This is a genomic window from Micromonospora sp. HK10, assembly GCF_000982955.1.
Lineage (GTDB): Bacteria > Actinomycetota > Actinomycetes > Mycobacteriales > Micromonosporaceae > Micromonospora.
In genome coordinates this window covers 14,147-34,165 of record NZ_KQ058865.1, presented here as the reverse complement: position 1 = coordinate 34,165, position 20,019 = coordinate 14,147, and the positions used below count along the sequence as shown (strand labels likewise).

Here is a 20,019-nt window from a genome sequence, read left to right as displayed (position 1 = left end):
CCGCCGCTCCTCCCGGGTACGCGAACGGGGCGGGATGGTCGCCCACCCCGCCCCGTCGCGGACCGGCCGGTCAGTCAGTCGCCGTCCGGCGCGTACCTTTCGGTCAGTCGCCGTCCTTCTCGTCCGTCGGCGTGACCAGCACCACCTTGCGGCGGCGGCCCAGCACCACCAACAGCCCGCCCGCGACGAGCACGGCGGCCCCGATGCCCCCGATCAGGCCAACCTGGACGCCGGTCACCGGCAGGCCACCGTCGCCGCCGCCCGCACCGCCACCGGCGGTCGGCGTGACGCTCGGGGCCGGGCTGCCGCTCGGGCTCGGCCCGGCCGTCGGGGTCGCGCTGGGGCTCGGGGTCGCGCTCGGGGTCGGGGTCGGGGAGGGCTGCGTGGTCAGGTCGACGAAGACGTCGAAGATGGTGTGGTTGTCGGGCTGGTCGGTCTCGGTGAACGTCCGCTGCTGGCTCGCGTCGGCCGCCCGGGCCTCCTCCTCCGGCTCGCCGGTGGCCTGGTCCAACCCGTACCCGAAGATGTCGCCGGGGCGCAGCACCGGCTCGGTGACGTCCCCGGCCACCTTCACCGACACCTCGTCGGTGTAGTACTGCCCCGGCTTGATGACCGCGCCGTCGTCCTGGCACAGCGCCTGGGCGAGGCCGTTTACCACCTGGGCGGTGCAGGTCCGGGGCAGCCGGTCGAAGGTGACCCCGGCGGGCAGCGTGATGCCGTAGAAGATGCCGGTCGCCCTGCGGCTGCCGTGGTTGTAGACGGCCCAGTCGAGCGGGGCGGTGTCGCCCGGCCGGACCGGGCGGAGATCCGTCTCGTTCTGCTGGGCGCCGTCCACCTTCACGTTGGCGTAGACGTCCTGCGCCCACGTGGTGAGGTCGTACCCGCGGCGGGTCACGGTGATGGGCACCTCGACCACGTCGTCGGCCGGATCATGCTGCCAGTTGTCGCTGGTGACCCCGACGATCAGCGTGCCGCCGTCGCCCCGGCCACCGGTGCTGAACAGCGGCACGCCGAAGTCCTCGGTGGTGCCGGCGGCCAGGTCACCCAGCGGGCAGTCGTAGAGGTTCGGGGAGAGCAACCGGCAACCGACCGGGACGACCCAGCCGACCCGCTCCGGGTTCAGCTCGGCGGCGTTGAGGCGATAGTGGACGTTCCGGGCGGTGGCCGGCCCGACGTTGGTGACGGTGAACTTGAAGGGCTTCGCCTTCGCCTCCCCGACGCCCCTGGCGAGCGAGGTGCTGATCGGGGCGAGCACGATCTCGGCCTGGTCGGCCGCATGTGCGGGCGCGGCGCCGGTGGCCAGCGCGCCCGCGGCCAGCACGGCCACCGTGCCGGCGCGGGCGAGTGTCGAACGGTACGCGATGGTCATGGATCCCCCGGGGTAGGGAGCGGACGAACGTTGCGGAACGCACGGACGCTACCGGAGCGACGTCACGACACGCCAGCATCGTCGATGCGTCTCGTCCGTCCGGTGCGGACCGGACAGACAGCAGGGGCGGGATGGTAGGACCATCCCGCCCCTGCTGCCGTGCGTTATGTGAACGGCCCCTCGCGGGCCGATGGAGTACGAGGTCGGCGGACGAACGATCGACAGCGTAGCCGCCGGAGCCGCCGTGCGGTCCCCGGTCGCGCGGGTCGCCGCCGTCCTGTTATCTGCCGGCGGGTGAGCTGGCCGTTCGGTCGACGGATCCGGTCAGTTGACCTCGACCAGCGGCAGCGACTTCGCTGCTCCGCCGCCGGGCAGGGCGATCGAGGAGAAGTGCGAGACCACCCGGTCGTCGCTCGGGTCGTCGGCCGGGGTCCGGTGCACCGCGAGCCGGTGGTAGAGGGTGTCCCGCTGGGCGGGGATCCGGTCGGCGCTGCGGATCATGCCGATCAGCTCGTGCAGGTTGGACCGGTGCCGGGCGCCGGCCGAGGAGATCACGTTCTCCTCCAGCATGATCGAGCCCAGGTCGTCCACGCCCATGTGCAGGGCGAGCTGCCCGACGTCCTTGCCGGTGGTCAGCCAGGACGCCTGCAGGTGCGGCACCGTCTCGAAGAAGAGCCGGGCCACCGCGACCAGCCGCAGGTACTCCAGGGTGGTCGCCTGGGTACGGCCCTTGAGGTGGTTGTTCTCCGGCTGGTACGTCCACGGGATGAAGGCCCGGAAGCCGCCCGTACGGTCCTGCACGTCGCGGATCATCCGCAGGTGCTCGATCCGCTCCTCGTTGGTCTCCCCGGTGCCCATCATCATCGTGGCGGTCGACTCGAGGCCCTGCCGGTGCGCCAGCTCCATGACCTCCAGCCAGCGCGCGCCCGACTCCTTCAGCGGGGCGATCGCCCGGCGCGGCCGGTCCGGCAGCATCTCGGCGCCGGCCCCGGCGATGGAATCCAGCCCGGCGGCCTTGATCCGGGCGATCGCCTCATCCAGGCTGACCCCGGAGACCTTGGCCATGTGCAGGATCTCGCTCGGGCCGATCGAGTGGATGGCGAGCTGCGGGTACGCCGTCTTGACCGCAGAGAACAGCTCCTCGTAGTACTCGACGCCGTAGTCCGGGTGGTGGCCGCCCTGGAGCATGACCTGGGTGGCGCCCAGCTCGACCGCCTCGCCGCAGCGGCGCAGGATCTCCTCGGTCGGGTGGGTCCAGCCCTCCTTGTGCTTCGGGGCCCGGTAGAACGCACAGAACTTGCACGCCGTCACGCAGACGTTCGTGTAGTTGATGTTGCGATCGATCAGGTAGGTGACGATGTTGTCCGGGTAGCGCCGCCGGCGCACCGCGTCCGCCGCCTCGCCCAACGCGTGGAAGGGCGCCTCGGTGTAGAGCAGCAGGGTCTCCTCGGGCGTGATCCGCCCGCCGTCCGCGCCGCGCTGCAGGATGTCGTCGATCTCCCGGCTCACCGTCACATACCCGAGGGTACGCCGGTGAGCCGCCGAGCCTGCCGGGGGTGCTCGCCGATGTGACGCCGCCGGAGGCCGGGCACCGGCGATCGGCCCCGCCGCCCTGGCGACCCCGAGGCGCGAAAGGTGAGACCTCCGAGACGCGGAGCGCAGCCCACCCGGCTCAGTTCATTCCCGGGCTGGCGACCGCAAGACCGGCCGCCTTCGCGGCCTCCAACAGTCGCCGGTCGTAGGTGACGAACGCGACGAAGTCGCCGCCGGCCTGGCGGGCCAGAGTCTCCGCCGTGGCGAGATGGATGGCGTGCAGACTGCGTAGCAGGGGTTCGGCGTACGCACCGGCCGCCGCCCGGACCCCCGCGTCGATCTCGACCCGGTAGAGCCGCCCGAGCACCGCCGGAACGCCGACCAGCGCCTGCGGCGCGGCACGACGCAACGCTCGCGGCACCTCGACCTCGACCAAGACCGACGAGACAAGGGGCACGCCGCCGTGGTCATTGAGCCAGGCGATCAGATCGGGCGTCTCCTCCTCGCGCCGGAGCATCTTGATGACCGCCGCCGAGTCGAGATAGATCACCAGCGCTCCTCGTCCCGCGCGTCCGCCAGGACAGCCGCGACATCCACGGCGGGATCACCGAGCACCGGAGGCATCGGAATCGGCCCGGCCGCGGTCGGTGCCGACGCCCGCCCTTCGGCCACCAATCGGCCGAGGAACGCGTCGCCGGCCAGCACCGGGACGAGCCGGGCGATCGGCTCCCCGCGATCGGTCACCTCGACCGTCTCGCCCGCACGCACCCGCGCCAGCACCCGGCTCGTGTGCTGGTTCAGTTCCCGGACCGCAATCTGCTCCACGACACAAGTGTAGAACGGTTTGTCCTACGGATCGCGTCGCGGGACACCGGATCCGCCGATCATGGCTTATCGTGCGGTGCTCGCCGACGTCGATGAAGGAAAGAGTCGTGACCGCCCCCTTCACCAACCCCCCGCCCGTCCCGCACGCGCCACCGGCGCCCGGCGGGCCCGCCAGCACCGTCCTCACCTGCCGCTTCTGCGGATCGTTCCCGGCCATCAAGGCCACGCTGCACGGGCACCAGGGCTTCATCATCTTCATGCGCCTGCTCACCCAGCACGGCCCGTTCTGCCGGTCGTGCGGCATCGCGACCTGCCGGGAGATGAGCGCCAGGACGCTCTGGCAGGGCTGGTGGGGCATCCTCTCCCTGATCATCACCCCGCTGGTCCTGCTCGGGAACCTGGTCGCCCGGATCCGGCTCGGCCGCCTCGGCGAGCCCGTACCCGGTGCGCCGGGCACCCCGGTGGCACCCGGCAAGCCGGTGTTCCGGCGGGCCGCCGCGCTCGGCCTCGTGGTGCCCGTGGCCATCGCCGGCCTGATCGCCTGGACCATCTCCACCGACCCGTCCTACGCCGAGGTCGGCGACTGCGTCAGCGCCGAGGGCCCCAACACCAGCCCCACGGTCAGCGTCGTCGACTGCGACGACCGGACCGCCGCCTACGTGGTGGTGGGCACGGTCGAGGACAGCACCGACAGCGCCCGCTGCGCGCAGTTCCCCGGCACGGTGGCCAGCTACTCGGAGAAGCGCGACTCGCACGAGCTGCTGCTCTGCCTCGGCGAGCCGGGCTGACCCGGCCCGGCCCGGTCGCCGGCCTCAGGCGTCGTAGTCGACGGTGAGCTGGTCGGTGACCGGGCTGGACTGGCAGGTCAGCACGTACCCGGCGGCCACCTCGTCCGGCTCCAGGGCGTAGTTGCGGGCCATGGTGACCTCGCCCGCGACGACCCTGGCCTTGCAGGTCGAGCAGACCCCGCCCTTGCAGGCGTACGGCAGCTCGCCGCGCACCTTGAGGGCGGCGTCCAGCACCCGCTCGTCCCGCCCCATGGTGAAGCTCGACGACCGCCCGTCCAGCACGATGGTGACCTCGGCGCCGGTGCCGGGCTCGTCGGCCGGGCGGCGGACCGGCTCCGGCGGGGCGTCGACGTGGAACAGCTCGGTGTGCACCGCGGCGTCCGGCACGCCACGACCGGCCAGTACCGCCTTGGCGTCCACCACCATCCCGTACGGGCCGCAGAGGAACCACTCCTCGATGGCGTCGCCGGGGACGATGGTCTCCAGCAGCCGGGTCAACCGGTCGGCGTCGATCCGGCCGGAGAGCAGCGCCGACTCGCCCATCTCGCGGGAGAGCACGTGCACCAGGTGCAGCCGGGTCGGGTAGCGGTCCTTCAGGTCGGCCAGCTCCTCGGCGAACATCACGGTGTTCGCCGTCCGGTTGCCGTACACCAGGGTGAAGGTGCTGGCCGGCTCGACGGCCAGCGCGGTCGCGACCAGCGCGAGCACGGGGGTGATGCCGGAGCCGGCGACCACCGCGCCGTAGCGGCGGGCCCGGTCCGGCGCGAAGGCCGTGGTGAAATGCCCGAGCGGGGGAAGCACCTCGACGGTGTCGCCGCCGCGCAGGGCGCCGCAGGCATACGCGGAGAAGGCGCCGCCGGGCACCTCCCGCACCCCGATCCGCAGCCGCCCGTGCCGGGCCAGCTCGTCGGGCGTCGAGCAGATCGAGTACGACCGGCGCACCTCCGCCGCACCGTCACCGGTGCCGCCGGCCGGGTCGCCTCCGGCGGCGCGCCGGACCGTCAGGTGCTGGCCGGCGGAGAAGGCGAAGGTCTCCCGCAACTCCTCGGGGACGGCGAAGGTGACCGCCACCGCGTCGTCGGTGAGCCGGTCGACGGCGGCGACGGGCAGCGGGTGGAAGACCGGCCGGCGGCGGACCGGCCGGGTGATCGTGACAGTCACAGCGCCTTCAGGTGATCGAAGGGTTCGGAGCAGGCGCGGCAGCGCCAGAGGGCCTTGCAGGCGGTGGAGCCGAAGCGGCTGACCTGCTCGGTCTCGGGAGAGCCGCAGCGCGGGCAGCGCACGGCGAGGGTCAGCGGCACCACGGTGCCGCCGCGCGGGGCCGGCGCGGGCGGGGCGATCCCGGCGGCGGCGAGCTTGGCCCGCCCGCGCTCGGAGATCCAGTCGGTGCTCCACGCCGGGCTGTAGACCGTGCGGACTTCGGCGTCCGGGTGGCCGGCGGCGGCGAGCGCCCGCCGGACGTCCGCCCGGATCACGTCCATCGCCGGGCAGCCGGTGTAGGTGGGGGTGATGGTGACGACGAGCCGGCCGCTCTCCGGGTCCTCGTCGACCGACCGCAGAATGCCCAGCTCGTCGATGGTGATGACCCGGATCTCCGGATCCACCACCGCCGCCACGGCCGCCCTGGGATCGCTCACCAGCCCGGCCTTCCGTTCGCGACTGCGGGGCTCCGCTTCGCTGCACTCCTCGCGCTCACCAGCGAGCTCCGGGGTGGGCGCGGTGCAGCACCTGCATCTCGGCGAGCAGGTAGGAGAGGTGCTCGGTGTGCAGGCCGTCGCGGCCGCCGCCGGGTGTCCAGCCGTCGGCCGGGCGGGTCAGGGTGGCCTGGTCGAGCACGTCGCGGACCTGGGCGTCGAAGTCGGCCCGGAGGGTGGCCGGGTCGACCGGCGCCGTCGGGGCCGGCGTGAACAGCTCATGGGTGTACGGCCAGACCTGGTCGACCGCGTCCTGCATGCGCCGGTGCGACTCCTCGGTGCCGTCGCCGAGCCGCCGCACCCAGAGCGCGGCGTGGTCCAGGTGGTACGCCGACTCCTTGCGCGCCTTCGCGCCGATGGCGGCCAGCCGCTCGTCGGCGCAGCCGGCCAGCGCGGTGTACAGCGGGAGCTGGTAGGCGGCCAGGAAGAACAGCTTGGCCATGGTGACGCCGAAGTCGCCGTTGGGCAGCTCGACCAGGAGGCAGTTGCGGAACTCCCGGTCGTCGCGGAGGTACGCCAGCGCGTCCTCGTCCCGGCCGGCGCCCTCCAGCTCACCGGCGTAGGTGAGCAGCAGACGGGCGGCACCGAGCTGGTCGAGGGCGATGTTGGCCAGCGCGATGTCCTCCTCCATCTCCGGCGCCCGGGAGGTCCACTCGCCGAGCCGCTGCGCCGCGATCAGCGCGTCGTCGCCGAGGGCGAGGGTGAAGTCGAGGGTGCTCACAGGTGGGCCACCCCGTCCGGCACCGGGTAGAAGGTGGGGTGGCGGTAGACCTTGTCGGCGGCCGGGTCGAAGAAGGCGTCCTTCTCGTCCGGGCTGGACGCGGTGATCGCGCTCGCCGGCACCACCCAGATGGAGACGCCCTCCTGCCGGCGGGTGTAGAGGTCGCGGGCGTTGCGCAGGGCCAGCTCGGCGTCGGGGGCGTGCAGGCTGCCGACGTGGCTGTGCGACAGGCCGCGCCGGGCCCGCACGAAGACCTCCCAGAGCGGCGAATGGTCTTTCCCGCCGAGCTGATCGGTTCGTGCGCTGCGCTCGCTCATGCCGCGACCCTTTCCCTGCTGTTCTGCTTCGCCGCGTACGCCGCGGCGGCCTCCCGCACCCAGGCGCCCTCGTCGTGGGCGCGGCGCCGGTGCTCCATCCGCTGCCGGTTGCACGGCCCGTTGCCTTTGATCACCCGCAGCAGCTCGTCGTAGTCGGGCTGGGTGTAGTCGTAGGACTGGCGCTGCTCGTTCCAGCGCAGGTCCGGGTCGGGGAGGGTCAGGCCGAGGATCTCCGCCTGCTGGACGCACATGTCCACGAAGCGCTGCCGCAGCTCGTCGTTGGAGAACCGCTTGATCTTCCAGGCCATCGACTGGGCGCTGTGCGTCGAGTCTCCGTCCGGCGGGCCGAACATCGCCAGGGACGGGTACCACCAGCGGTCCACCGCGTCCTGGGCCATCGCCTTCTGCCCGGGGGTGCCGTGGGCCAGCGTGTGCAGGATCTCGTAGCCCTGGCGCTGGTGGAACGACTCCTCCTTGCAGACCCGGATCATCGCCCGGGCGTACGGGCCGTAGGAGCAGCGGCACAGCGGCACCTGGTTGACGATCGCCGCGCCGTCGACCAGCCAACCGATCGCGCCCACGTCGGCCCAGGTCAGGGTCGGGTAGTTGAAGATCGAGCTGTACTTCTGCCGGCCGTTGAGCAGCAGCTCCACCAGCTCGTCGCGGCTGACGCCGAGGGTCTCCGCGGCGGCATAGAGGTAGAGCCCGTGGCCGGCCTCGTCCTGCACCTTGGCGAGCAGGATCGCCTTGCGCTTGAGCGACGGGGCCCGACTGATCCAGTTCCCCTCCGGCTGCATGCCGATGATCTCGGAGTGGGCGTGCTGGGCGATCTGCCGGATCAGCGTCTTCCGGTACGCCTCGGGCATCCAGTCCCGCGGCTCGATCTTCTGGTCGGCGTCGACCACGCCGGCGAAGTACGCCTCGAGGTCCTCGTCGCCGGCGGGACCGCCGCGCCGGGCCCGGGCCGCCGCCTCCCGCAGCGCCGCCTCGGCCGCCTCCACCTCACCGAGCAGGCCACCACCCGGACCGTCCTCGGGCGGGGCGAAGTCGTTGCCATACATGACGCCAGTGTTACAGCTCGCCGTCGATGACACCAGAGGGTGTAACAGCTTTCCGGTGTTCGCCGCCGCCCCGGTCACCGAGCGCAGTCGACCCCTCCGGCCTGCGTAAACGTGTGACGTCGAACACGCGCGGAAGATGAATCCCCCCAACAAGTGCATAACGGTCTATTGTCCCGCCTTCCTAGCGAGTCGCCGGCTGTCGGAACCTGGCGTGGGGCCGGTCCGGAAGTAGACTTCCCCCGGCACACCGATCGGCTGCTGACGATCGCCACCAGCCCCAGGCCACCTCCCCCGGCCTCGGCGATCAGGCCGTACCCATTCGGAACAGCCGGTCCCCCCGGCCCTAGATCTGGAGCTCCCCACTCATGCGACCTCGCGTGGCCATGGTGCTCGCCATCGTGGCGGTGCTCATCGGTGGCGTCATGCTGGTGCCCGCCGCGTACGCGAAGCTCTCCGGCGGCGACCCACTGGGCGGCATCGGCGGCGGTGTGGCGCAGGTTCCCGCGCCCGCCCCCACGACTCCCCCCGCGCCGACGCTGTCCGCCGGCCCGGTTTCGGTGAACTTCAAGGGCAGGTTCTTCTCCTGGGCGCTGATGGACCGGAAGACCGGCAAGATCAGCGGCGCCCGGAACATGGCCGCGACCAACTCGACCGAGTCGATGATCAAGGCGTGGATCGTCTCCGACTACCTGCGCGAACTCGACGGCAAGCCGCTCAGCGCGCAGCGCCGGCAGCAGGCCGTCACCGCCATCCGGGACAGCAACGACAACTCGGCCGAGGCGCTCTACAACGCCGGCGGGCGCAAGCCGGTGCTGCAGCGGCTGATCAAGATGTGCAAGCTGACCGACACGAAGATCTATCCCGACCGGGCCAAGTGGGCGTACACCCAGATGTCACCGCGCGACGCGGTGCGGATGGGCGACTGCATCGGCGACGGCACCGCCGCCGGACCCAAGTGGACGAAGTGGGTGTTGAACGAGATGGCCCACGTGCGCGGCGGCGTCAAGGACCAGAAGTCGGTGACCGTGCAGGGCGGGCACTGGGGCATCGTCGACGGCCTGCCCGAGTCGATCACCGCGCAGGGCCCGGTGAGCATCAAGAACGGCTTCACCATGCTCTGGGACGACGGCCAGTGGCACGTCAACTGCCTCGCGGTCACCGACGACTGGACCCTGGCGGTGATGATGCGGTATCCGCCCGCCGGCGACCCGCGGACCCCCTCGTACGGCGCGAAGGTCTGCGCCAGCGTGGCCACCCAGCTGGTGACCCCGCAGCCGGGCGCCGCCCTCAAGGTGCCGCAGCAGCCGCTCGGGAAGCTCTGATGGCGGGCACCCGCCGCCGGCCGGGCAGCGACCGCCGCCCCCTGGCGTACAGCGCCGTCGCCGTCATCCTGGTCGGGCTGGTCCTGGTCTCGCTGCGGTTCGTACCCGGCTCGCCGTTCCGCCCGTCCCCCGCCTCGCACACCGGCACGGCGGGCGGCCGGTCCACCGGCGCGCCGGTGGATCGGAGCACCCGGGCCCAACCCTCGCCCTCGCCGTCGCTGGAGCCGTTGCCGTTCCAGGCGCAGGACCTCGACGGCCTCAGGATCAAGGGCTGGTACTCCTGGGCCGTGCTGGACAAGCGGACCGGCAAGATCATCGGTTCGGAGAACATGGCCGAGACCAGCACCACCGCCTCGCTGATCAAGTCCTGGGTGGTCGCCGACTACCTGCGCCGCAGCGCCGATGCGGGCCGCACCCCGAGCGACGCGAAGCTGGCCGAGGCTACCCAGATCATCCGGGACAGCAACAACGAACGGGCCCAGGAGTTCTACGAGAGCGTGGGCGGCTCGGCCTCGATCAAGCGGCTGATCTCGATCTGCAAGCTCACCGACAGCAAGGTCGCCAGCGACGGCGGCTGGAGCCGGACCCTGCTGTCGCCCCGGGACACCGCGCGGCTCGGCCTCTGCATCGACGACGGCCGGGCGGCCGGCCCCAAGTGGACCAAGTGGCTGATCAACGAGATGCGGCTGGTCCGTGGCGACGGGGACTTCGGCATCCGTAAGGCGTTCCCGGCGGCCGAGCAGAAGCGGATCGCGATCAAGAACGGCTGGATCGACCGGCAGAAGGAGCGCGAGTACCACGTCAACTGCCTGGCCATCGGCGACACCTGGACGATGGGCGTGATGGTCCGTACCCCGTTCAGCGCCGCGGGTTCCTGGCAGTACGGCATGGACACCTGCGAGAAGGTCGCCGCGGCACTGCTCCGCGACGCCGCCTGACCCCGCCGCGCAGCGGCGGTGCCCCGGCTGGCCGGGGCACCGCCGCTGCGCCGTCGCGAGGGCTCAGCCCTGGAAGAAGTGCGGTCCGCCCTCGGGCAGGGCGGGCGCCTCACCCATCGCGGCCGCCCTGCGGGCGAACTCGCGCAGGCCGGCCACCTGCCGGTCGCCCAGCGAGAAGTCGAGGGTACGGAAGTAGGTGGCCAGGGTCGCCGCGTCGAACGGCTCCCAGCGGGCGCCCGCCTCGGCCACCTGGTCCAGTTCCGCCAGGCAGAGGTCACGCGAGCGCAGGAACGCCTCGTGCACCTCCTTGACCAGGCCCGGGTGCGCGGCGGCGAAGTCGCGGCGGACCGCCCAGACGGCGAAGACCATCGGCAACCCGGTCCACTCCCGCCAGGCCTGCCCGAGATCGGTCACCGCCAGGCCCTTGCGCGGCGCCTCGTAGAGGGCCCGCAGCGCCACGTCGCCGATCACCACGCCGGCGTCCGCCTCCAGCAGCATCTGGGTCAGGTCCGGCGGGCAGCGGAAGTACTCCGGCCGGACCCCGTACCGCTCGGCCAGCAGGAGCTGGGCGAGCAGCACCCCGGTACGCGAGGTGGAGCCGAGCGCTACCCGGGCGCCGTCCAGCTCCGCCAGGGGCCGGGTGGAGACCACGTTGACCGAGAGCACCGGACCGTCGCTGCCGACCGCGAGGTCCGGCAGGAGCAGCAGCTCGTCGGCGTGCCGCAGGTATTCCACCTGGGAGATCGGGCCGATGTCCAGATCACCGGCGACCAGCGCGGCGTTCAACCGGTCCGGCGAGTCCTTGTGCAGGTCGACGTCGATCAGCGCGCCGGACCGCATCAGCCCCCAGTAGATCGGCAGGCAGTTCAGGAACTGGATGTGCCCCACGCGGGGGCGGGCGATGCGGTCGGCCATGCCCCGACCGTATCCCCGCCCGTCGCGGTCGGCTCAGCGGGAGGGGGCCGGAGTGGCCAACTCCGCACCACCCGCCCGGGCTGGCACCGACGCGGACGCCCCGGGGGCCGACCCCGCCGGGTCAGACCCTGCTGGATCGGGCGCGGACCCCGCCGGGTCGGCGGTCGCGGACGCCCCCGGGTCGGCGGGCGAGGCCTGCCGGGCGGCGGTGGCCGCGCGCTCGGCCCGGACGGCCCGCCTGACCGGCAGCGCGACCAGCCCGATCATCAACAGCCCGGCCACGCCGCAGGCGGCGACCAGGGGCCGGGGGTCGGCCACCGCCAGCAGCAGGCCACCGAGCAGGTAGCCGAGCATGGCGGCGCCCTGGACGGCGGCACCCAGTGCGGCGTACGCGCGACCCCGGGCGGCCTCGGGCACCCGCCGGGCCAGCAACACGTTGTCGAAGACGTTGGCCCCGCCGTTGCCCACCCCGCCGAGCAGCCAGACGGGCACCAGCAGCAGGGCGGCGGGCACCGCGGCGGAGAACAGGATCATCAGGCAGCACCCGCCGAGCAGGGCGAGGTAGCCGACCAGCATCCGGCCGTCGTCGACCAGCCGCCGGGCCAGCCGGGCGAACACCCAGGACCCGATCAGGATGCCGAGCGTCCACGAGCCGGTGACCAGGCCGTACATCGTGGTGGAGCTGCCCAGGGTCTCGCGGATGAAGAAGACCTCGACCACGTTGATCGCGCCGACCGCGCCGATCACCCCGGCGAGGGTGGTGATCATCGCGACCAGCAGCGGGTCCCGGCGCAGCCGCCAGGCGGGGACCGGGAGGTCACGGGCCGGGCCGGGAACCACTGCCGCGGTCGGTCGCCGGCCGCCCCGGCGGGTCCGGATCAGCAGCCCGGCCGCGACCAACGCGAGGTAGCTGCCGGCGTCGAGCAGCAGGGGCGGCCGGGCGCCGAAGCCGCCGACCAGCAATCCGGCGAGCGCCGGCCCGGCCAGCGCACCGAGGGTGCCGGCGGTCTGGTTGAGCGCGCTGGCCCGGGGCAGGTCGTCGGCCCGGACCATGGTCGGCACCAGCGCGGAGAGCACCGGCTGGGTGACCGCGAGGCCGGCGGCGAGGGCCGCCACCAGCACGATGATCAGGGCCGGCTGGCCGGCGTACGCGAGCGCCAGGCAGATCGCGGCCTGTCCGAGCCCGGTGAGCACCAGCAGCAGGCGGCTGTCCACCCGGTCGGCGAGCCGGCCGGTCAGCGGGGCGAGCACCGCGAGCGGCAGGGTGGCGGCGAGCATCAGCCCGGAGACGGCGAGCCCGCTCGCGCCGGCGGACTGGAGGGCCAGCGCCAGGGCACTGGCGGCGAGGAAGTCGCCGCAGGTGGAGACGCCCCGGGCGGCGGTGACGAGCCAGACGTCGGACCAGCGCGACCGACCAGATGTGAAGGACATACTTCGAAGATAATCCTTCACACCTGTTTGCTCAACCCCGAACTCAGTCCAGAGGCAGCGCCCGGTACTGCACCGCGACCGTCCGCGCCCCCTCCGGCGGATCGGTCCGCAGCCGCCGCCGGTACGGATCCAGCAGCCCGTGGACCGCCTCGTTCAGCGCGGCCAACTCCTCGGCGGTGAGCAGCAGCAGGGTGTCGCTGAACCAGGCCGCCTGGTACCACTCGCGCGGCTCGTCCGGCGCTCGGCGGATCCACTCCCGTACGCGCTGGCTGTCCCGCGCGAGGTGAACGTCGACCAGGTTCAGCTCGGCCGCCCGGGCCTCGGAATCGGCGTCCTGGCCCGTCTCCACGTAGTACGACGGGCTGAACGCCTGCCAGACCCGCTCCCGGGCGTCGCCCCGGCTCGGGGCCTCCTGGATCAGCCCGAACTTCGCCAACTCCCGCAGGTGGTAGCTGGTCGCGCTCGGCGACAGGCCGGCGATCTCGGCGCACTCGGTCGCGGTCGCGCCGCCCTCGAGCGAGCCGAGATGTTCCATGATCGCCATGCGGGCCGGATGCGCGAGCGCCCGCATCACCTGCGGATCGCTGATCGTCACCCGGCGCTTCTCGGGGTGCTCCTCGGTCATTCCCCCATGATCCCGCCCCGATCGTTCAGCCGAGTTCTCAGGCCACCTTGAGTTGCTCGTCCCCGAAGTCGGCGATCAACTTGAGGGTGCCACCCAGGGCCGCGATGTAGCGGGCCAGCACCTCCTGAGTCGCCACGCTCCCCGCTTCGATCTGCGAGACCCGGGCCACCGAGACGCCCATCCGGGCCGCCACCTGCTCCTGGGTCATCTCGCGCCGCTTCCGCAGCTCAGCGAGGCGCCAGCCGCGGGCGCCAGCAAGCATCTGGCCCACTTCGGCCTCGAATTCCCCCGTCCCGCCAGCCGTTTGGATCGCCCGGTCCAGGTGCTCCGTATCGCGCCAGCGCTTAACCCCACTCATCGTGTCTCCTCCTGCCGTTCCTTCACGTACGTGGCGTACAGCTGTTCCGCCTCTGGTATGGCCTCTCGGTACCAGCGCTTCCACTGCCCCGACTTGTCTCCTGCGACCAGCAGGACGGCCGACCGCCAGGGGTCGAAGACGAATAGGATTCTGATCTCGCTGTGTCCCGAGGACGGAGGCCTGAGTTCTTTCAAATTGCTCAGTCGGGAAGCGGTGATGCTGTCGACCAGAGGACGTCCCTCTGCGGGGCCATTACGCTCCAGCACCAGGATGGCCTGGTTCACGAGGCGATGACTCTCGCGGTCAGTGACGTAGAGGTCGTCAAGAAACGCCTCAACCTGCCCGGTCAGCAGGATCTCCCACTCCACCAGCCCACCTCCGCCTTAAGGATATTGTTAAACCCGGGCGTGGTCGAGGCAACCCGCAGGTCATTCAGCAGCAGTGGAAACTCGGTGGCGTACAACTGAGCCCAGCCGTATCGTGGATGGCCGCTTGACGGCCGCGGTGAGCATGCACCGCAGCGGACGTCACCGCGCCGGAGCGGGCCGATCGCCCCGGATACGCGAGCGAGCATCATGTTGAGCCCTGGGAGTTCACTGTGCCCGCAGCCGGACTGGAACCTGCCACCACAAACCTCGATACCGAACTCGGCGCGGAACGCGCCCACCTGGAGGCGTCCCGCGCGGCGCTGCGCCGGATGCGCGAGCGCGCCGAGGCCCTCTTCGCCACCGGTGACAAGGTCGCCGGCGACGCGTACACCGCCGAACAGCTCGGCCGACACATGGCCCGACGGGTCAAGGAGCTGGCCGACGACCCGAGCACACCCCTCTTCTTCGGCCGCCTCGACTTCGGCGAGCTGGACCCGGATCACGCCGGGCGCGACTACCACGTGGGGCGCCGGCACGTCACCGACGACCTCGGCGAGCCGCTGGTGCTGGACTGGCGGGCCCCCGTCTCCCGGTCGTTCTACCGGGCCAGCGCGAGCGACCCGCAGGGCGTCGCCGTCCGGCGCCGGTTCGGGTTCAGCTCCGGCGTGCTCACCAGCTTCGAGGACGAGCGCCTGGACCGCGGCGAGGAGCTGGGCACGGCCAGCCGGATCCTCACCGCCGAGATCGAACGCCCCCGGGTCGGCCCGATGCGGGACATCGTCGCCACCATCCAGCCCGAGCAGGATGAGCTGGTCCGGGCCGACCTGGCCGACTCGATCTGCGTGCAGGGCGCGCCGGGCACCGGCAAGACGGCGGTCGGCCTGCACCGCGCCGCGTACCTGCTCTATCTGCACCGGGAGCGGCTGCGCCGGTCCGGTGTCCTGATCGTCGGGCCGAACCGGGCGTTCCTGTCGTACATCGCGGCGGTGCTGCCCGCCCTCGGCGAGGTCGAGGTCGAGCAGGCCACCGTGGAGGACCTGGTCGCCCGGGTGCCGGTCCGCGCGGTCGACGACCCGGCCGTCGCCGTGGTCAAGCACGACGTGCGGATGGCCAAGGTGCTGCGCCGCGCCGTCGAGGCGCACATCGGTACGCCGACCGAGCCGATCATGGTGTCGGACGGCTCGTTCCGCTGGCGGATCGGGCTGGACCCGCTGCACCGCGTCGTCGAGGAGACCCGCCGCGAGGGCCTGCCCTACGCGACCGGCCGGGAGCGGGTCCGGGCCCGGGTGGTGGGACTGCTGCAACGCCAGGCCGAGGCGCGCCGGGCGGAGTCGCCCAGCGACGCCTGGCTCCGCCGGATGGCGAAGGCGAAACCGGTCACCGATTGCCTCGACGCGGTCTGGCCGGCGCTCACCCCCGAAGGGCTGCTGCACCGGCTGCTCACCGACCCGGCGCTGCTCGCCGCCGCCGCCGACGGCCTGCTCACCGCCGAAGAGCAGGAACTGCTCCGATCGGGCCGGCCCGGGCGTACCCCGCGGGCGACCCGCTGGACCGCCGCAGACGCGGTGCTCCTCGACGAGATCACCGGGCTGCTGGAACGGCTGCCGGGCTTCGGGCACGTGGTGGTCGACGAGGCGCAGGATCTCTCCCCAATGCAGTGCCGGGCCATCGCCCGGCGCAGCGAGCACGGCTCGATCACCCTGCTCGGGGACCTGGCCCAGGGCACCGCGCCGTGGGCGGCCACCGACTGGCGGGAGTCCCTGACCCACCTGGGCAAGCCCGACGCCGCCGTGGTGCCGCTCAGCATCGGCTTCCGGGTGCCGGCGGCGGTGGTCGCCTTCGCCAACCGGCTACTGCCGGCGCTCGCCGTCGACGTGCCCCCGGCCGAGTCGCTGCGCCGCGACGGGACCCTGGAGGTGCGTACCGTCGACGACCTGACCGCGGCCGCGGTGGCCGAGGTGCGTGCGGCGCTGGCGCACGACGGCTCGGTCGGCGTGATCGCCGCCGACGACGCGGTGCAAGGGCTCCGCGCGGCGCTCGCCGACGCGGGCGTGCCGACCTCGGACGCCGACGACGTCGAGGCCGCCGAGCGGGTCACCGTGGTCCCGGCCACCCTGGTCAAGGGCCTGGAGTACGACCACGTGGTGGTCGTCGAGCCGGCCGCGATCGTGGCGGCCGAACCGCGCGGCCTGCACCGGCTGTACGTGGTGCTGACCCGGGCCGTGTCCCGGCTCGCCGTGCTGCACCGCGACCCGCTGCCCGCCCCGCTGACCACCTGACCCGACCCCGACCCCGACCCCGGGCCGGACCGGGCCGGGCCCGGGCCCGGGCCGGGCCCGCCGGCCGCCGCCAGGGGTCCGCGGAGAGCGGGTTGCGGCAGATCGGGCCTTCCCGGCCCGGGGAAGCCACGGATTGCCGCAAGCCGCGCCGCGCCCGGAGCGGGGCGGGGCGGGGCGGGGCGGGCGGGCGGTCAGCCGGAGAGCGCGGCGGCGACCGCGCGCAGCGGTTGGCCCGACTCGGCGATCGGCACGGTGAAGGAGAGCCAGGATCCGTCGGTGAAGGTGAGCTTCAACCGCTTCGGGTTGAGCCGGTGCCAGCCCACCCGGGCCGACGCCACCTCGGCGCGCGGGGCGGCCCAGACCACCCGGGTCTCGGCCAGCGCCCGCTCGTCGTCCTCCCGGCTGGACAGCAGTTTCACCGGGCCGGTGACGCAGACCAGCAGCCGCCGGTCGGTGACGGCGAGCAGGGTGTGCCGCACCTTCCCGTCCGGCCGGGCCGGGCTGACCGCCCGGTGCAGCCGGGACGCGGCCGAGCCGGGCGCGCCCCGACCGGCGATCCCCCAGCCGATCAGATCCACCAACCGGTCGCCCCGGTCCCAGGTGGCCAGCGGCGCGAGCACGTTGAGCAGCACCGAGGAGACGGTGACCCGGCTCCGGGTGGGCGCGACCGTCTCGTCGGGTGGGGGTGCGGGCGTGAGGCCGCCGCCGACCTCCGCCTGGGCGTGGGCGAGTACCCGCTCGCCCGGCTCGGCGAGCCGGGCGAGCAGGTCGAGGTGTCCGCTCTGGTCCATCGGCTCAGTATCGGTCGTAGCCGTAGCCGTCGTCGGTGCGGCGCTCCGCGGCCGGGGCGTTGCCCATCACCTCGCCGACGATCTCCCGGACCCGGGCGGCGGCGGCCTCCTGGGCGCGGTTCGCGGCCGCGGTGAACTCCTCGGCCAGGGTGTACGAGTCGAGCCGCATGGCCCGGGCGTTCAGCACCGTGGAGAGGATCTTGCCGTCCGCCGCCGCAGTCACCGTGACCAGGCCGGAGTCGCTCACCCCCTCGGCGCTGCTCTGCTCCAGCTCGGCCATCCGCGAGCCGAGCTCGCGCTGCCAGCCGTCCAGGTTGCGGGCCAGCGCCTCGAGCCGGTCCAGGGCGGGGAAGGTCATCACTGCCTCTCAGTTCACGATCGAGTCGAAGACGTTCTGCACGCCCCGGGTGTACGGGCCCAGGTCTTCGGAGTAGGTGCCGTCCACCAGATAGTTGCGGTCCTTGTGCCCGTCGGCGACGTCGTACATGCCGACTCCGGTGTCGAGCAGTGCGCCGCCGATGCCGGGGATGTTCACCGGGGAGGTGTGGTTGATGGCGAACTTGCCGGGGAAGAGGATCGCGGCCCGCTTCAGCTTGAACTCCAACGCCTCCCGGGTGTAGCCGGACTTGTTCCACGCCCGGTACGCCTTCTTGGCCTTGCGCAGCTCCATCACCAGCTTGCGGTATTTGGTCAGCAGCTCCGCGACCTTCTCCAGCTTGGTGACCAGCTTGGTGAGGATCTCCGCGAACCGGGCCACGATCTTGACCATCCGGCCGACCGTGGTGGCCAGCCGGGCCAGCACCCGGACCACCGTGGCGGCCAGGGTCACGCCGGCGCTGAGCACGGCGGCCACCGCCGCGATGATCACCTCGGTCAGGAACCAGAGCAGGAACTCCAGGATCAGCTCGACCAGCAGGTTGAACGCCTCGACGGCCGCGTTCGCGGCGTCGACCAGCACCTCCTTGGTGCCGTCCAGCCCCTTGGCCAGCTCCTCGATCGCCTCCTCCACGGCCTCCATCGAGGCGTGGAACCTGTCCGCCGCGTCGCCCTCCCAGGCGCTGCGCAGCCGGGCCCGGTCGGCGGTCTGCTCGCCGGCGATCTGGCGTACCGCCTCGCCGGTGGTGAGCGCGAGCTGGGCCGCGCGCATCAGGTCGTCCGGCTCGCCGGCGACCAGCTCCAGCAGCTCGTTGAACGGCCAGAGCACGGCCTGGGAGAGCGGCTTGAACGGGTCGGGGGTGCCCGACACGATCTGCTCGAAGTAGGTCTTGTTGCGCTGCAACGCCTCGGTGCTCATGCGTCCCCCTCAGGCGCCCGGCGCGAACATGTCGTTGGTGGCCAGGTCGGTGCCGGTGTACGCGTCGGCCGTGTCGCTGATCCCCTCGGCGATGTCCGCCATCACCTCGGCGCCCTCGGCGAGCCCGGTCAGGCACGCCTCGAACTGCTCGGCGTACGCGGCGGCGAGGCTGAACGACGCCGGCATGATGCCGAAGGCGTGCCGGGGCACGTGCCCGTCGTGGAACCGCTGGCGCAGCTCGCTGAACTGGGTCGCCCGTCCCCTGGAGGTGGCGGCGAAGGCGACCAGCGCCTCCGGTTGTACGTCCAGGTTCTTGTTCGGACTCGTCACGGACCCTCCCCAGTGTCCTGTCGGCAGCCGCCCGCCGTGGCGTCACCGCGGGGCGGGACTATCACAGTAGGGGATCACTTCCTGCGGGCGCGCGGGGCTGCGGGCGTGGACCGGACACGGTACACAGGGACGCAGCACCGACCGGGACCGCAACCCCGAGGAGTCCGACCATGATCCTGGCCCGCGCCGACCAGGTCAGCCGCCGCTACGGCGACGTGCTGGCACTGGACGGGGTCGACCTGACCGTACGCACCGGTGAGCTGGTCGGGCTGCTCGGCCCGAACGGCGCCGGCAAGAGCACCCTGATCAACCTGCTGGTCGGGCTGCGCCGGCCCACCGGCGGCCGGGTCGAGCTGTTCGGCGGCGACCCGCGCGCCGCGGCCAACCGGCGGCAGCTCGGGGTGACCCCGCAGGAGACCGGGCTTCCCGGCACGCTGCGGGTCGGTGAGGTGGTCGACTTCGTCAGCGCCCACTTCCCCGACCCGATCCCGCGGGACGAGCTGCTCGACCGGTTCGGCCTCACCGACCAGATCCGCCGGCAGACCGGTGGCCTCTCCGGCGGGCAGCGCCGGCGGCTCGCGGTGGCCCTCGCCTTCGTCGGACGGCCCCGGCTGGTCGTCCTCGACGAACCCACCACCGGCTTGGACGTGGAGGCCCGGCACACCCTGTGGGAGGCGATCCGGTCGTTCCACGCCGACGGCGGCACCGTCCTGTTGAGCAGCCACTACCTGGAGGAGGTGGAGGCGCTCGCGCAGCGGGTCGTGGTGATCGGCCAGGGTCGGGTGCTGGCCGACGACAGCGTGCCGGCGATCCGGGGCATCGTCGGCGTACGCCGGGTCAGCCTGGTCGCCGACGACCTGCCGGCGCTGCCCGGCGTGGTGGCCACCGAGCAGGTCGACGGGCGCACCCACCTGCTCACCGCCGACGCCGACCAGCTCGTCCGGGAGCTGGTCACCGCCGGGGTGGCGTTCCGGGACCTGGAGGTCCGGCCCACCTCGCTGGAGGAGGCGTTCCTGGCCATCACCACCGGCGACCGGCCCGCCGTCCCGACCGTCTAGGA

Annotated in this window: 23 protein-coding genes; 5 read left to right on the top strand and 18 right to left on the bottom strand. The window is 72.7% G+C overall.

Annotated elements, in window-relative coordinates; all coding sequences use genetic code 11:
• Positions 1–103: 103 nt before the first annotated feature.
• From LQ51_RS23520 to LQ51_RS23505, 4 genes are all read right to left on the bottom strand, one after another.
• Positions 104–1,369 (bottom strand): COG1361 family protein, encoded by a 1,266-nt coding sequence (locus tag LQ51_RS23520; protein ID WP_046569197.1) that lies wholly within the window; start codon positions 1,367–1,369, stop codon positions 104–106.
• Between the two features lie 324 nt (positions 1,370–1,693).
• Positions 1,694–2,884: a cyclic dehypoxanthinyl futalosine synthase gene (gene mqnC, locus LQ51_RS23515; protein WP_046569195.1), complete on the bottom strand. Its 1,191-nt coding sequence runs from the start codon at positions 2,882–2,884 to the stop codon at positions 1,694–1,696.
• 157 nt (positions 2,885–3,041) lie between these two features.
• Positions 3,042–3,452 (bottom strand): PIN domain-containing protein, encoded by a 411-nt coding sequence (locus LQ51_RS23510; RefSeq protein WP_046569191.1) that lies wholly within the window; start codon positions 3,450–3,452, stop codon positions 3,042–3,044.
• Positions 3,449–3,727, bottom strand: a complete 279-nt coding sequence (locus tag LQ51_RS23505; RefSeq protein ID WP_046569190.1) for a type II toxin-antitoxin system Phd/YefM family antitoxin — start codon at positions 3,725–3,727, stop codon at positions 3,449–3,451. Before LQ51_RS23505 ends, LQ51_RS23510 begins: the two co-directional genes overlap by 4 nt.
• 107 nt (positions 3,728–3,834) lie before the next feature.
• On the opposite strand from LQ51_RS23505, the gene LQ51_RS23500 reads away from it, so the two are divergent.
• Complete coding sequence (locus tag LQ51_RS23500; protein ID WP_052745036.1) at positions 3,835–4,515, top strand: LppU/SCO3897 family protein; 681 nt, start codon at positions 3,835–3,837, stop codon at positions 4,513–4,515.
• 24 nt (positions 4,516–4,539) lie between these two features.
• On the opposite strand, the gene paaE is transcribed toward LQ51_RS23500, so the two are convergent.
• From paaE to paaA, 5 genes are read right to left on the bottom strand one after another with little or no spacing between them, the layout of a single operon-like run.
• The gene (paaE, locus tag LQ51_RS23495; protein WP_046569189.1) at positions 4,540–5,676 is read right to left on the bottom strand and encodes a 1,2-phenylacetyl-CoA epoxidase subunit PaaE; all 1,137 of its coding nucleotides are present in this window, start codon (positions 5,674–5,676) and stop codon (positions 4,540–4,542) included.
• Positions 5,673–6,152, bottom strand: coding sequence for a 1,2-phenylacetyl-CoA epoxidase subunit PaaD (gene paaD, locus LQ51_RS23490; RefSeq protein WP_046569188.1), 480 nt, complete (start codon positions 6,150–6,152; stop codon positions 5,673–5,675). Before paaD ends, paaE begins: the two co-directional genes overlap by 4 nt.
• A 55-nt stretch (positions 6,153–6,207) precedes the next feature.
• Complete coding sequence (paaC, locus tag LQ51_RS23485) at positions 6,208–6,930, bottom strand: 1,2-phenylacetyl-CoA epoxidase subunit PaaC (protein WP_046569186.1); 723 nt, start codon at positions 6,928–6,930, stop codon at positions 6,208–6,210.
• Complete coding sequence (gene paaB / locus LQ51_RS23480; RefSeq protein WP_046569185.1) at positions 6,927–7,247, bottom strand: 1,2-phenylacetyl-CoA epoxidase subunit PaaB; 321 nt, start codon at positions 7,245–7,247, stop codon at positions 6,927–6,929. Before paaB ends, paaC begins: the two co-directional genes overlap by 4 nt.
• On the bottom strand, positions 7,244–8,308 hold the full coding sequence (paaA, locus tag LQ51_RS23475) for a 1,2-phenylacetyl-CoA epoxidase subunit PaaA (protein ID WP_046569184.1): 1,065 nt from the start codon (positions 8,306–8,308) through the stop codon (positions 7,244–7,246). Before paaA ends, paaB begins: the two co-directional genes overlap by 4 nt.
• A gap of 365 nt (positions 8,309–8,673) precedes the next feature.
• Between paaA and LQ51_RS23470 the strand changes: the two genes are divergently transcribed.
• Together LQ51_RS23470 and LQ51_RS23465 are read left to right on the top strand one after the other, a co-directional pair.
• Entirely contained in the window at positions 8,674–9,630 is a 957-nt protein-coding gene (locus tag LQ51_RS23470) for a hypothetical protein (RefSeq protein ID WP_046569181.1), read from the top strand.
• Positions 9,630–10,568, top strand: a complete 939-nt coding sequence (locus LQ51_RS23465) for a serine hydrolase (RefSeq protein ID WP_046569179.1) — start codon at positions 9,630–9,632, stop codon at positions 10,566–10,568. Before LQ51_RS23470 ends, LQ51_RS23465 begins: the two co-directional genes overlap by 1 nt.
• A 63-nt stretch (positions 10,569–10,631) precedes the next feature.
• Here LQ51_RS23465 and LQ51_RS23460 read toward each other — a convergent pair whose 3' ends face one another.
• Genes LQ51_RS23460 through LQ51_RS23440 form a run of 5 tightly spaced genes read right to left on the bottom strand, consistent with a single transcriptional unit; the run spans position 10,632 to position 14,265 of the window.
• On the bottom strand, positions 10,632–11,483 hold the full coding sequence (locus tag LQ51_RS23460; protein ID WP_046569177.1) for a menaquinone biosynthetic enzyme MqnA/MqnD family protein: 852 nt from the start codon (positions 11,481–11,483) through the stop codon (positions 10,632–10,634).
• A gap of 33 nt (positions 11,484–11,516) precedes the next feature.
• Positions 11,517–12,914 (bottom strand): MFS transporter, encoded by a 1,398-nt coding sequence (locus tag LQ51_RS23455; protein WP_082159606.1) that lies wholly within the window; start codon positions 12,912–12,914, stop codon positions 11,517–11,519.
• Between the two features lie 43 nt (positions 12,915–12,957).
• The gene (locus LQ51_RS23450; RefSeq protein ID WP_046569176.1) at positions 12,958–13,539 is read right to left on the bottom strand and encodes an ArsR/SmtB family transcription factor; all 582 of its coding nucleotides are present in this window, start codon (positions 13,537–13,539) and stop codon (positions 12,958–12,960) included.
• Between the two features lie 37 nt (positions 13,540–13,576).
• Positions 13,577–13,897 (bottom strand): helix-turn-helix domain-containing protein, encoded by a 321-nt coding sequence (locus LQ51_RS23445; protein ID WP_046569175.1) that lies wholly within the window; start codon positions 13,895–13,897, stop codon positions 13,577–13,579.
• Positions 13,894–14,265: a type II toxin-antitoxin system RelE/ParE family toxin gene (locus LQ51_RS23440; protein ID WP_046569174.1), complete on the bottom strand. Its 372-nt coding sequence runs from the start codon at positions 14,263–14,265 to the stop codon at positions 13,894–13,896. Before LQ51_RS23440 ends, LQ51_RS23445 begins: the two co-directional genes overlap by 4 nt.
• Positions 14,266–14,495: 230 nt before the next feature.
• On the opposite strand from LQ51_RS23440, the gene LQ51_RS23435 reads away from it, so the two are divergent.
• Positions 14,496–16,544, top strand: coding sequence for a HelD family protein (locus LQ51_RS23435; RefSeq protein ID WP_046569172.1), 2,049 nt, complete (start codon positions 14,496–14,498; stop codon positions 16,542–16,544).
• 191 nt (positions 16,545–16,735) lie between these two features.
• Here the strand turns inward: LQ51_RS23435 and LQ51_RS23430 are convergent, their stop codons facing one another.
• From LQ51_RS23430 to LQ51_RS23415, 4 genes are read right to left on the bottom strand one after another with little or no spacing between them, the layout of a single operon-like run.
• A complete protein-coding gene (locus LQ51_RS23430; RefSeq protein WP_046569170.1) occupies positions 16,736–17,335 on the bottom strand; it encodes a hypothetical protein in 600 nt (199 codons plus the stop codon).
• Positions 17,336–17,339: 4 nt separating this feature from the next.
• Positions 17,340–17,693 (bottom strand): YbaB/EbfC family nucleoid-associated protein, encoded by a 354-nt coding sequence (locus tag LQ51_RS23425; protein WP_046569168.1) that lies wholly within the window; start codon positions 17,691–17,693, stop codon positions 17,340–17,342.
• Between the two features lie 9 nt (positions 17,694–17,702).
• On the bottom strand, positions 17,703–18,629 hold the full coding sequence (locus LQ51_RS23420) for a WXG100 family type VII secretion target (RefSeq protein ID WP_046569166.1): 927 nt from the start codon (positions 18,627–18,629) through the stop codon (positions 17,703–17,705).
• 9 nt (positions 18,630–18,638) lie between these two features.
• Entirely contained in the window at positions 18,639–18,959 is a 321-nt protein-coding gene (locus tag LQ51_RS23415; protein ID WP_046569164.1) for a hypothetical protein, read from the bottom strand.
• A gap of 170 nt (positions 18,960–19,129) precedes the next feature.
• Here LQ51_RS23415 and LQ51_RS23410 point away from each other — a divergent pair, with 170 nt between their 5' ends.
• Positions 19,130–20,017: an ABC transporter ATP-binding protein gene (locus LQ51_RS23410; RefSeq protein WP_046569161.1), complete on the top strand. Its 888-nt coding sequence runs from the start codon at positions 19,130–19,132 to the stop codon at positions 20,015–20,017.
• Positions 20,018–20,019 lie beyond the last annotated feature (2 nt).